10 protein-coding genes are annotated in these 12,527 nt (G+C 65.3%); 5 read left to right on the top strand and 5 right to left on the bottom strand.

What is annotated here, in order from left to right; all coding sequences use genetic code 11:
* Positions 1–8: 8 nt before the first annotated feature.
* The 4 genes from pheA to mtnA form a co-directional block, all read right to left on the bottom strand.
* Positions 9–1,103: a prephenate dehydratase gene (gene pheA, locus OEJ36_RS28375; protein ID WP_411861065.1), complete on the bottom strand. Its 1,095-nt coding sequence runs from the start codon at positions 1,101–1,103 to the stop codon at positions 9–11.
* On the bottom strand, positions 1,103–2,188 hold the full coding sequence (gene serC / locus OEJ36_RS28370; RefSeq protein ID WP_021221176.1) for a 3-phosphoserine/phosphohydroxythreonine transaminase: 1,086 nt from the start codon (positions 2,186–2,188) through the stop codon (positions 1,103–1,105). Before serC ends, pheA begins: the two co-directional genes overlap by 1 nt.
* 98 nt (positions 2,189–2,286) lie before the next feature.
* Positions 2,287–5,058, bottom strand: a complete 2,772-nt coding sequence (gyrA, locus tag OEJ36_RS28365; protein ID WP_263404349.1) for a DNA gyrase subunit A — start codon at positions 5,056–5,058, stop codon at positions 2,287–2,289.
* A 218-nt stretch (positions 5,059–5,276) separates the two neighbouring features.
* Entirely contained in the window at positions 5,277–6,353 is a 1,077-nt protein-coding gene (mtnA, locus tag OEJ36_RS28360) for an S-methyl-5-thioribose-1-phosphate isomerase (RefSeq protein WP_263404348.1), read from the bottom strand.
* Between the two features lie 113 nt (positions 6,354–6,466).
* Here mtnA and OEJ36_RS28355 point away from each other — a divergent pair, with 113 nt between their 5' ends.
* The 5 genes from OEJ36_RS28355 to OEJ36_RS28335 all read left to right on the top strand — a co-directional run bounded on the left by OEJ36_RS28355 (position 6,467) and on the right by OEJ36_RS28335 (position 11,211).
* Complete coding sequence (locus OEJ36_RS28355; RefSeq protein ID WP_263404347.1) at positions 6,467–7,792, top strand: TRZ/ATZ family hydrolase; 1,326 nt, start codon at positions 6,467–6,469, stop codon at positions 7,790–7,792.
* A gap of 26 nt (positions 7,793–7,818) precedes the next feature.
* Positions 7,819–8,517, top strand: a complete 699-nt coding sequence (gene ubiG / locus OEJ36_RS28350) for a bifunctional 2-polyprenyl-6-hydroxyphenol methylase/3-demethylubiquinol 3-O-methyltransferase UbiG (RefSeq protein WP_263404346.1) — start codon at positions 7,819–7,821, stop codon at positions 8,515–8,517.
* A gap of 5 nt (positions 8,518–8,522) precedes the next feature.
* A complete protein-coding gene (gene mupP / locus OEJ36_RS28345; protein WP_263404345.1) occupies positions 8,523–9,194 on the top strand; it encodes an N-acetylmuramic acid 6-phosphate phosphatase MupP in 672 nt (223 codons plus the stop codon).
* 99 nt (positions 9,195–9,293) lie between these two features.
* A complete protein-coding gene (locus OEJ36_RS28340) occupies positions 9,294–10,034 on the top strand; it encodes a YciK family oxidoreductase (RefSeq protein WP_021221170.1) in 741 nt (246 codons plus the stop codon).
* Between the two features lie 250 nt (positions 10,035–10,284).
* Positions 10,285–11,211 carry a GGDEF domain-containing protein gene (locus OEJ36_RS28335; protein WP_263404344.1) on the top strand — a complete coding sequence of 309 codons (927 nt, stop codon included), beginning with the start codon at positions 10,285–10,287 and terminating at the stop codon, positions 11,209–11,211.
* A gap of 70 nt (positions 11,212–11,281) precedes the next feature.
* Here OEJ36_RS28335 and rluB read toward each other — a convergent pair whose 3' ends face one another.
* Positions 11,282–12,517 (bottom strand): 23S rRNA pseudouridine(2605) synthase RluB, encoded by a 1,236-nt coding sequence (rluB, locus tag OEJ36_RS28330; RefSeq protein WP_263404343.1) that lies wholly within the window; start codon positions 12,515–12,517, stop codon positions 11,282–11,284.
* Positions 12,518–12,527 lie beyond the last annotated feature (10 nt).

Here is a 12,527-nt window from a genome sequence, read left to right as displayed (position 1 = left end):
TCTTGGGTTCAGAGAACCGCTTTCGGGTAGGACCCCAGCACCTTCAGCGCCACGGCTTCCTGGTTGATCTTCTCCAGCACATCCTTGATCAGCGGATCACGGTGATGGCCGATGAAGTCGATGAAGAACACATAGGTCCACTTGCCGCTGCGGGACGGGCGGGTCTCGATACGGGTCAAGTCGATGCCATTGGTGTGGAAGGGCACCAACAACTCATGCAGCGCGCCCGGCTTGTTGCGCATGGAGACGATGACCGAAGTCTTGTCGTCGCCAGTGGGCGGCACTTCCTGGCTGCCGATGATGAGGAAGCGCGTGGAGTTGTCCGGGCGATCCTCGATCTTCTCGCAGAGCTTGGTCAGCCCATAGAGGCTGGCGGCCATGTCGCCGGCGATGGCGGCGGAGTTCCACTCGCTCTTCACCCGCTTGGCGGCGTCGGCGTTGCTGGAAACAGCCACGCGCTCGACGTTCGGGTAGTGCGCGTCCAGCCACTTGCGGCACTGGGCCAGGGACTGGGCGTGGGAGTAGATGCGGGTAATGTTGTCGGTCTTGGTGGTGTCGCCCACCAGCAGGTGATGGTGGATACGCAATTCCACCTCACCACAGATGACCATGTCGTGTTCGAGGAAGCTGTCCAGGGTGTGGTTGACCGCACCCTCGGTGGAGTTCTCCACCGGCACCACGCCGAAGTTGACCGCACCGGCCGCCACTTCGCGGAACACCTCATCGATGGCCGCCATCGGCGTGCTGATCACCGCGTGACCGAAATGCTTCATCGCCGCAGCCTGGGTGAAAGTACCCTCCGGCCCCAGGTACGCGACCTTGAGCGGCTGTTCCAGCGCCAGGCAGGACGACATGATTTCGCGGAACAGCCGCGCCATCTCTTCGTTGTCCAGCGGCCCCTGGTTGCGCTCCATGATGTGCTTGAGCACCCAGGCTTCACGCTCGGGGCGATAGAAGATCGGCTTTTCGCCTTCCGGCAGAGCGGCCATCTTCACCCGCGCCACATCCTGGGCACAGCGGGCGCGATCACTGATGAGCTCGAGGATCTTCTCGTCGAGACTGTCGATACGCAGGCGCAGGGCCTTCAGTTCGTGCTCGGACATCAGCCGCGCTCCTTCTCGAACTCCGCCATGTAGGCCACCAGGGCTTCGACTGCGTCCAGGCCAACGGCGTTATAGATGGAGGCGCGCATGCCGCCCACCGAGCGATGGCCCTTGAGGTTGAGCAGGCCACGGGCGTCGGCACCGACGAGGAAGTCCTTGTCCAGGCGCTCATCGGCCAGGCGGAACGGAACGTTCATCCACGAACGCGCATTCACTGCGATCGGGTTGGTATAGAAGTCGCTCTTGTCGATGTAGCCGTAGAGCAGTTCCTTCTTCGCGCGGTTGCGCTGCTCCATGGCCTCGACGCCGCCCTGCTCCTTCAGCCACTCGAACACCAGGCCCGAGAGGTACCAGGAGAAGGTCGCCGGCGTGTTGTACATGGAGCCGTTATCCGCGGCGATCTTGTAATTGAGCATGGTCGGGCAGGACGAACGTGCGCGCCCCAACAGGTCTTCGCGGACGATGACCACGACCAGGCCGCTCGGGCCGATGTTCTTCTGCGCGCCGGCGTAGATCAGGCCGAAGCGGGAAACGTCGAGCGGGCGGGAGAGGATGTCGGAAGACATATCCACAACCAGCGGCACATCACCGGTCTCGGGAATCCAGTCGAACTGCAGGCCACCGATGGTCTCGTTGGAGGCGTAGTGAAGATAGGCGGCATCCGCACTGAGTTTCCAGTCGTTCTGCCCGGGAATGGCGAAGTAGTCCAGGCCCTTGGCGCTGGCAGCCACATTGACGCGGCCGTAGCGAGCAGCTTCCTCGATGCTCTTCTTCGACCAGATGCCGGTCTCGACGTAGTCGGCCACACCGTTTTCCGGAAGCAGGTTCAGCGGGATCTCGGCGAACTGCTGGCTGGCACCGCCCTGAAGGAACAACACCTTGTAGTTGGAGGGGATGGAAAGCAGATCGCGCAGATCCTGCTCGGCCTTCTCGGCGATGGCGACATAATCGTCACTGCGATGGCTCATTTCCATGACGGAGAGGCCTTTGCCTTGCCAATCGAGGAGTTCCGCCTGGGCGCGTTGCAGGACAGCTTCCGGAAGCGCGGCCGGGCCGGCGCAGAAGTTAAAGGCTCGCTTGCTCACATCCACTCTCACTGGGTAGCGCGGGGGCACCTGCACCCCCACTGATGGTCTTCTACCGAGTGGACAGGCCGGCTAGGGCCCGCCCGCTCTGCAGCTTCTTACTCTTCACCTGCCGGCTGCGCGTCATCCTGCTGGGCGTCGTCCACTGGAGTCTCGGCGGCGGCATCGACTGCCACTTCGCCCTCTTCCAGCTCGTCGTCCTCGTCGACACCGGACGGCTCCTGCACACGCTCCAGGCCAACCAGGGTTTCGTCCTTGGCCAGCTTGATCAGGGTCACGCCCTGGGTGTTGCGGCCGGAACTGGAGACTTCGTCGACACGGGTACGCACCAGGGTGCCCTGGTCGGAGATCAACATGATCTCCTCGCCGTCCTGCACCTGAATGGCGCCGACCAGCTTGCCGTTACGCTCGTTGATGACCATGGCGATCACACCCTGGCCACCACGGCCGCGACGCGGGAACTTGCCCAGGCCGGTGCGCTTGCCAAAGCCGCGCTCCGATGCGGTGAGGATCTGCGCACCGGACTCGGGGATCAGCATGGAGATCAGTTGCTGTTCCTTGGCCAGGCGCATGCCGCGGACGCCACGGGCGGTACGGCCCATGATGCGCACCATGCTTTCGGCGAAGCGGATCACCTTGCCGGCGCTGGAGAACAGCATGACTTCCTTGGCGCCGTCGGTAATGGCGGCAGCGATCAAGGTGTCGCCCTCATCCAGGCGCAGAGCGATCAGGCCACTGGAACGCGGCTTGCTGAACTGCACCAGCGGAGTCTTCTTCACGGTACCGAAGGCGGTGGCCATGAAGATGTAGGCGCCGGTGGGCTCAGCCACCAGTTCCGGGGTATCGCCTTCGACTTCCTCGACTTCCTGCTCGACGATCTCCCCTTCGAGCACTGCGCCCTCGGCTTCCTCGAGGTCATCCTCGTCGCCGGCTTCGCGCTGCAGCGCTTCCAGGTCGATCTGCAGCATCGCGGTGATGCGCTCGCCCTCGTCCAGCGGCAGCAGGTTCACCAGCGGACGGCCACGGGCGGTACGCGAGGCTTCCGGGATTTCGAAGGTCTTCAGCCAGTACACCTTGCCCTTGCTGGAGAACAGCAGCAGCGTGGCGTGGCTGTTGGCGACCAACAGGTGTTCGATGTAGTCCTCATCCTTCACGCCGGTGGCGGACTTGCCGCGACCACCGCGACGCTGCGCCTGGTAGGAGGCCAGCGGCTGGGACTTGGCATAGCCACCATGGGAGATGGTGACGACGCGCTCTTCTTCGGTGATCAGGTCGGCGATGGTCAGGTCCACCTGGGACGCGACGATCTCGGTGCGACGGGCGTCGCCGAACTCGGCCTTGACCTTCTCCAGCTCCTCGCGGATGACTTCCATCAGGCGCTCGGGGTTGGTGAGGATGCGGATCAGCTCGCCGATCAGGGTGAGGATTTCCTGGTACTCGGACAGGAGCTTCTCGTGCTCCAGGCCAGTCAGGCGGTGCAGGCGCAGCTCGAGGATGGCCTGGGCCTGCTCCGGGGACAGGTAGTACTTGCCTTCGCGCAGGCCGTACTGCGGATCCAGGTCTTCCGGACGGCAGGAATCGGCACCGGCGCGCTCGACCATGGCTTCCACGGCGGAGGATTCCCAGGCGGTGGCGATCAGGCGGTCCTTGGCCTCGGCCGGGGTCGGCGAGTTCTTGATCAGCTCGATCACCGGGTCGATGTTCGACAGGGCGACGGCCTGGCCTTCGAGGATGTGGCCGCGTTCACGGGCCTTGCGCAGCTCGTAGACGGTACGGCGGGTCACCACTTCACGGCGGTGACGGATGAACACCTCGAGCATGTCCTTGAGGTTCATCGTGCGCGGCTGGCCATCGACCAGGGCCACCACGTTGATGCCGAACACGCTTTGCATCTGGGTCTGGGCGTAGAGGTTGTTGAGCACCACCTCGCCGACTTCGCCACGACGCAGCTCGATCACTACGCGCATGCCGTCCTTGTCGGACTCGTCGCGCAGCTCGGTGATGCCTTCGAGCTTCTTCTCCTTGACCAGTTCGGCGATCTTTTCGATCAGACGCGCCTTGTTCAGCTGGTAGGGCAGCTCGGTGACGATGATCTGCTGGCGGTTACCGCCCTTCTCCATGTCCTCGATTTCGGCGCGAGCACGGATATAGATGCGGCCACGGCCGGTGCGGTAGGCCTCGATGATGCCGGCACGACCGTTGATGATGCCCGCGGTCGGGAAGTCCGGACCGGGGATGTACTGCATCAGTTCATCGACGGTCAGCTCACCGTTGTCCATCAGCGCCAGGCAACCGTCGATGACCTCGGACAGGTTGTGCGGCGGGATGTTGGTGGCCATGCCCACGGCGATGCCGCTGGAGCCGTTGACCAGCAGGTTGGGGATCTTGGTCGGCATGACCGCCGGGATCTGCTCGGTGCCGTCGTAGTTGGGCACCCAGTCGACGGTTTCCTTGTCCAGGTCCGCCAGCAGCTCGTGGGCCAGCTTGGACATGCGCACTTCGGTGTATCGCATGGCCGCGGCGTTGTCGCCGTCCACCGAACCGAAGTTGCCCTGGCCGTCGACCAGCATGTAGCGCAGGGAGAAGGGCTGGGCCATGCGCACGATGGTGTCGTAGACGGCCGTATCACCGTGGGGGTGGTACTTACCGATCACGTCACCGACCACACGGGCGGATTTCTTGTACGGCTTGTTCCAGTCGTTGCTCAGCTCGCTCATGGCGAACAGCACGCGACGGTGTACCGGTTTCAGACCGTCGCGCGCATCCGGCAGGGCGCGCCCGACGATCACGCTCATCGCGTAGTCGAGGTAGGACTGTTTCAGCTCGTCTTCGATATTGACCGGGAGGATTTCTTTGGCCAGTTCGCCCATGAGAAGCCTGATTCCTTTTTCTAGTGAAACCCCGACACATCCTTCCTGGATGACGCGAGGCTCGTCGCCTGGCAGCGCCAGCACGACTCACGACAAATCAACGAGTTAAGCCACGGATCCGCACAGAATGCCGACCTTGCAAAGGGAGGCTCGATAACTGGCGGAGCTTACCACAGTCACTGCCCTGCACCCAGCCCCGCCGGGCGCAGGCCCAAGCGTCAATGCAGGCGTTTGCGGCACATCAGTTGCGCCAGCTTGGCCGTGTCGGGCCGCTCGACTATGCCCTTCTCGGTCACGATGGCGTCAATCAGGTCCGCCGGGGTCACATCGAACACCGGATTGACCGCATGCACGTCGGCCGCCACGCGCTTGCCACCCAACTCGAGCAGCTCGCGCCCCTCGCGCTCCTCGATCGGAATGTCATCACCGCTCTCCAGCGCCATATCGATGGTGGAGCTCGGCGCCACGACCATGAAGCGCACACCGTGGTGCATGGCGCAGACCGCCAACTGGTAGGTGCCGATCTTGTTCGCCACATCGCCATTGGCAGTGATGCGATCCGCCCCGACTATCACCCAGGTGATGCCGGCGGTCTTCATCAGGTGCGCTGCCGCTGCGTCGGCATTGAGGCTCACCGGCACGCCTTCGTTGGCCAGCTCCCACGCGGTAAGGCGCGCACCCTGCAACCAGGGGCGGGTCTCGTCGGCATACACGCGCTCCACCAGCCCATCGAGGTGGGCGGCACGAATCACCCCCAGCGCGGTACCGAAGCCGCCCGTGGCCAGGGCACCGGTATTGCAGTGGGTCAACAGCGCCTGGGGATTGCCCTGGTGCTTGCGGATCAGCTCCATGCCCAGCTGGGCCATGGTCAGGTTGGCCTCGCGGTCGCTTTCGTGAATGGAGACCGCTTCTGCCTCCAGCACCTGCAGCGGGTCTTCGCCATCCTTGAGGCGATCCAGACGCTCGCGCATGCGATTGAGCGCCCAGAACAGGTTGACCGCCGTGGGTCGCGAGTCCGCCAGCACGCTGAAATCCTCCTCCAGCGTCTCACGCCAATCGCCGCCGGCCGCCAACCGCGCACGGGCGCCCAGCACCAGCCCGTAGGCGGCACTGATGCCGATGGCCGGCGCACCGCGCACCACCATCAGGCGGATCGCTTCAGCGACGTCTGCCGCCGTGGCGTATTCCAGCCAGGTTTCCTCCTGGGGCAGGAGGCGCTGGTCGAGCAGTCGCAGGACCCCGTCCCGCCAGTCGATGGCGATCACCTTCTCGGCTGCCAACAGTTGCTCACGCATGGAACACCTCGCCACCAATAAACTCGCGGAAAAACCGCGGATTATAGCGATCCCGAGCCTGTCTGGCTCGGGTATACTGCCGCGATATTTTCCTGCGCCCAGGATGCGCCACCATGCCCGACGCCAAAGCCCCGCTCGACCTGCTCCTGCTGCCAACCTGGATCGTCCCCGTGGAACCCGCAGGCGTGGTTCTGCGTGACCATGCGCTGGGCATCCGCGACGGGCGTATCGCGCTGATCGCCACGCGCGAAGAGGCCCTGCGCTGGCCTGTGACGGAAGTGCGCGAGCTGCCGGGCATGCTGCTGGCTCCCGGGCTGATCAACGCCCACGGCCATGCCGCCATGTCGCTGTTCCGCGGCATGGCGGACGACCTGCCGCTGATGACCTGGCTGGAACAGCACATCTGGCCGGCCGAAGCCAAATGGGTCGACGAGGCCTTCGTCCGCGATGGCACCGAACTGGCCATCGCCGAGCAGATCAAGGGCGGCATCACCTGCTTCTCCGAGATGTACTTCTACCCCGCCGTAGCCAGCGAGGCGGTGCACGGCAGCGGGATCAAGGCGCAGATCACCATCCCGGTCATCGACTTCCCCATTCCCGGCGCCCTCGACGCCGCCGAAGCCATCCGCCACGGCCTCGAACTGTTCAGCGACCTCAAGCACCACCCGCGCATCAAGGTGGCCTTCGGCCCCCATGCGCCCTACACGGTCAGCGACGACAAGCTGGAAAACATCCGCATGCTCGCCGAAGAGCTGGATGCCGGCATCCACATGCACGTGCAGGAAACCGCACTCGAGGTCCAGCAGAGCCTGGAGCAGCGCGGTGAACGCCCCCTCGCCCGCCTGGCCCGCCTCGGCCTGCTCGGCCCGCGCTTCCAGGCCGTGCACATGACCCAGATCAGCGATGAAGACCTGGCACTGCTGGTAGAAAGCAACACCAGCGTCATCCATTGCCCGGAATCCAACCTCAAGCTCGCCAGCGGCTTCTGCCCGGTGGAGCGCCTGTGGCTGGCCGGGGTCAACGTCGCCGTGGGTACCGACGGTGCCGCCAGCAACAACGACCTCGACCTGCTGGGCGAGACCCGCACCGCCGCCATGCTGGCCAAGGCCGTCGCCGGCTCGGCCACCGCCTTGGACGCCCATCGCGCCCTGCGCATGGCTACGCTCAATGGAGCGCGGGCCCTGGGAATGGAACAGGACACCGGCTCGCTGGAGATCGGCAAGGCCGCCGACATGGTCGCCTTCGACCTCTCCGGGCTGGCCCAGCAACCGGTCTACGACCCGGTTTCGCAGCTTATCTATGCCACCGGCCGCGATTGCGTCCGGCATGTGTGGGTCGACGGCAAGCCCCTGCTCGATGCAGGCCGCCTCACCCGCCTGGACGAAGACCGCCTGATCGCCACCGCGAAAGCCTGGGGCGAGCGGATCGCCGGCCACTGAATTCCGATTGATGAAAAGGTGTCTCCATGAGCAACGTCGACCACGCTGAAATCGCCAAATTCGAAGCCCTCGCCCACCGCTGGTGGGACCGCGAAAGCGAGTTCAAACCGCTGCACGACATCAACCCCCTGCGGGTCAACTGGATCGACGAGCGCGCCCGCCTCGCCGGCAAGACGGTGCTCGACATCGGCTGCGGCGGCGGCATCCTCAGCGAAGCCATGGCCCAGCGTGGCGCCAAGGTCACCGGCATCGACATGGGTGAAGCGCCCCTGGCCGTCGCCCGCCTGCACCAACTGGAGTCCGGCGTGCCGGTGGAGTACCGCCGCATCACCGCCGAAGAGCTGGCCGCCGAGATGCCCGGCCAGTTCGATGTGGTCACCTGCCTGGAGATGCTCGAACACGTGCCGGACCCGGCTTCGGTGATCCGCGCCTGCCACACCCTGGTCAAGCCGGGCGGCCAGGTGTTCTTCTCCACCATCAACCGCAACCCCAAGGCCTACCTGTTCGCCATCGTGGGCGCCGAATACATCATGAACCTGCTGCCCCGCGGCACCCATGACTTCAAGAAGTTCATCCGCCCCTCCGAGCTGGGCGCCTGGAGCCGCGCCGCCGGCCTGCAGGTGAAGGACATCATCGGCCTCACCTACAACCCCCTCACCAAACACTACAAGCTGGCCAGCGACGTGGACGTCAACTACATGATCCACACGCTGCGCGAGGAGTGACCGGCATGCGCCTCAGAGCGGTACTCTTCGACATGGACGGCACCCTGCTGGACTCGGCACCGGACTTCATCGCCGTAACCCAGGCCATGCGCGTCGACCGGGGCCTGCCGGCCCTGGACGACAAGCTGGTGCGTGACCAGGTCTCCGGCGGCGCCCGCGCCATGGTCGCCGCCGCCTTCGACATTGACCCGCAAGCCGAAGGCTTCGAAACCCTGCGCCAGGAATTCCTGGAGCGCTACCAGGCCCATTGCGCCGTGCTCACCCGCCCCTTCGACGGCATCGATGCGCTGCTGCAGGATATCGAGAAGGCCCGCCTGATCTGGGGCGTGGTCACCAACAAGCCGGTGCGCTACGCCGAGCCGATCATGCAGCAGCTCGGCCTGGCCGAACGCTCGGCGATCCTCATCTGCCCGGACCACGTGAAGAACAGCAAGCCCGACCCCGAGCCGCTGCTCCTGGCCTGCAGCCGCCTGCAGCTGGACCCGGCCAGCGTGCTCTTCGTCGGTGACGACCTGCGCGACATCGAGTCCGGCCGCGCCGCCGGCACCCGCACCGCCGCCGTCACCTATGGCTACATCCACCCCGACGACAACCCCAGCCACTGGGGCGCCGACGTGGTCGTCGACCACCCCCTCGAACTGCGCGCCGTACTCGATCGCGCGCTGTGTAGCTGCTGACGCAGCAGGGGCGAGCTTCAAGCCACAAGCTGCAAGACGCCCCTTCACCCTACTTTCAGCTTCAGGCTTGCAGCTTGCAGCTCTCCGAAGGAGCCCGACATGTTCCAATATTCCGCCCGCCCCGACCTGCTCAAGGGCCGGGTCATCCTGATCACCGGCGCAGGCCGCGGCATCGGCGCCGCCGCCGCCAAGGCCTTCGCGGCCCACGGCGCCACCGTGCTGCTGCTGGGCAAGACCGAAGCCAACCTCAACCAGGTCTATGACGAGATCGAAGCGGCGGGCCATCCCCAGCCGGCGGTGATCCCCTTCAACCTGGAAACCGCCCAGCCGCACCAGTACGACGAGCTGTCGGCCATGGTGGAGAACGAATTCGGCCGCCTCGACGGCCTGCTGCACAACGCCTCCATCATCGGCCCGCGCACGCCGATGGAGCAGCTGTCCGGCGACAACTTCATGCGTGTCATGCAGATCAACGTCAACGCCATGTTCATGCTGACCAGCACCCTGCTGCCGCTGCTCAAGCTGTCCAGCGACGCCTCGGTGGTCTTCACCTCCAGCAGCGTTGGCCGCAAGGGCCGCGCCTACTGGGGCGCCTACGGGGTCTCCAAGTTCGCCACCGAAGGCCTGATGCAGACCCTGGCCGACGAACTGGACGGCATCGCCAACGTCCGCTCCAACAGCGTCAACCCCGGCGCCACCCGCACCAGCATGCGCGCCCAGGCCTACCCGGGCGAAAACCCGGAAAACAATCCGCTGCCCGACGCCATCATGCCGGTCTACCTCTACCTCATGGGTGCCGACAGCACCGGCGTCAACGGCCAGGCCTTCGACGCCCAGTAACGCAACACTCCGCCTCACGCGGCGACCGCAACGGTCGCCGCCGCTCTCCGTCAGTAAACCGGCACCGCCCTCTCGTGAACGGCATCACATTGCCAGGCTTGCGCCAATCCACCGGCAAAAGCTTGCCACCGGCTTTTTGCCACTACAGATAACACCTTGAATCCAAACGCTTTTGAAGACGAAAAACGGTTCTGGCACGGAAATCGCTCTATGCCTGGTGTCGTCGCTTCGAGCGTCAGAGGTTCGCCAAATGGTCCCGTCCACCCCTACCAACACCATAGATTTCGATGCTGCCAAGCTTCAGCGCCTGGGCTTTACCAGCCCGGCCCAAAGCAAGCTGCGGCAGATGACCCTGCTGGAACTGCGTCGCCAGCTGAGCATGCAGCTGCAGACCAGTCTGGATGTGGAGCGCATCGTCAGCCTGTTCTTCCGTGAAGTGCAGCGCCTCGTCCCCCTCGACGCCCTGGCCTACCAGCACCAGAGCAGCGACCTGCGCCTGGAATACGGCGAGCGCGCCGCCCACTCGGCCGGCTACCGCCTGAGCCACGAGGGCGAGTACCTGGGCGAGCTGATCTTCCGCCGCCGCCAGCGTTTCGACGATGCCGAACTGAGCCAGCTCGAATCGCTGCTCGCCTGCATGCTCTTCCCGCTGCGCAACGCCCTGCTCTACCGCACCGCGGTGCAATCGGCGCTGCGCGACCCGCTGACCGACACCGGCAACCGCATCGCCATGGACCAGGCGCTGCAACGCGAGGTGGATCTGGCGCGCCGCAACCTGCAGCCGTTGTCCGTACTGATGCTGGACATCGACCACTTCAAGCGCATCAACGACGAATACGGCCACAGCACCGGCGACGAAGTGCTCAAAGCCGTGGCCGCCACCCTCAAGGGCAAGCTGCGTAACGTCGACATGGTGTTCCGCTACGGCGGCGAGGAATTCCTCGTCCTGCTCTCCAACACCTGCCGCGAAGCCGCCGGCATGGTCGGCGAGCGCCTGCGCATGGGCGTGATGGAAATCCAGCACCTGGTGGGCGGACGCCCCATCGAGCTGTCGATGAGCCTGGGCTGTGCCACGCTGCTGCCGGCCGAATCGGTGGACAGCCTGCTGCGTCGTGCCGACAGCGCCCTCTATGTGGCCAAGCGCACTGGCCGCAACCGCCTGTCCATGGCTGGCTAAACCCCGCCCAACGCGAACGACACCCACGAAAAAGGGGCCCATCGGGCCCCTTTTTCATTGCATCGGCAAATCAGCGCTTACGGCCGAAACCAGGGCGTTGCCCCTCGCCTGCCGGCCCGTTGGTGCGCTTGCTTACCGGGCGCGCCGGCTTGCGCTGCGGGCGTTCAGCCACTTCGCTGGCATCACCCTGGGGCTTGCCACGGGGCTTCTTGGCCACATCACGCGGGCGCTCCGCCAGGGGTGTGCCACGGTTCTGCTCGCCACGGGCCGCCGGGCGCGGAGCGCGGGCGGGACGTTCAGCACCTTCGCCACGGGGGCTGCGTGCCGGGCGGTCCGCACCCTCGCCACGAGGAGCACGGGCCGGGCGATCCGAGCCTTCACCACGCGGCGCACGGCTCGGGCGCTCGGCACCCTCACCACGACCACGGGCCGGGCGCTCATCGCCCTGGCGCCGGCCACGGCCGCTCACCGGCTTGACCAGCTTGCGCTGCATGCGCTCGACCTTGTCCTTGTGCTTGCTGGAAACCTCCGGCAGCTGGATAGGCTTGAGGCCCACTTCGCCACTGAGGATGTCCACTTCGGACTGGCCCATCTCGCGCCAGCGCCCCATGGTCAGCTCGGAAGTGAGGAACACCGGGCCGAAACGCACGCGCTTCAGACGGCTGACCACCAGGCCCTGGGATTCCCACAGGCGACGTACTTCGCGGTTGCGGCCTTCCATCACCACGCAGTGGTACCAATGGTTGAAGCCTTCGCCGCCGGGCGCTTCCTGGATGTCGGTGAACTTGGCAGGGCCGTCTTCCAGCATCACGCCGTTCTTCAGGTTCTCGAGGATCTCCTCGGTGACTTCGCCCCGCACGCGCACGGCGTACTCGCGGTCCATCTCGTAGGAAGGGTGCATCAGGCGGTTGGCCAGTTCACCGTCGGTGGTGAACAGCAGCAGGCCGGTGGTGTTGATGTCCAGACGACCGATGTTGATCCAGCGGCCAGCGCGCAGGCGCGGCAAGCGCTCGAATACGGTGGGGCGGCCTTCCGGGTCGTCGCGGGTGCAGACTTCGCCGTCGGGCTTGTTGTAGATCAGCACGCGGCGGACGGCTTCGGTCTCTTCCTCGCGCTTGAGCAGTCGGCCGTCGACGCTGATGGCGTCATGACGGTCGACGCGCTGGCCGAGGGTCGCGGCCACGCCGTTGACCTTGACGCGGCCTTCGGTGATCCAGGCCTCGATGTCGCGGCGCGAAGCCAGGCCAATGCGGGCCAGGACCTTCTGCAGCTTTTCCCCAGCGGGGCTGTATTCGTCTTCGTTCATCTGGGCACCT

Source organism: Pseudomonas sp. PDM13, assembly GCF_025685765.1.
Classification (GTDB): Bacteria; Pseudomonadota; Gammaproteobacteria; order Pseudomonadales; family Pseudomonadaceae; genus Metapseudomonas; species Metapseudomonas solani.
The sequence above is the reverse complement of the archived record's forward strand: the minus strand, read 5'-3'. Positions and strand labels throughout refer to the sequence as shown.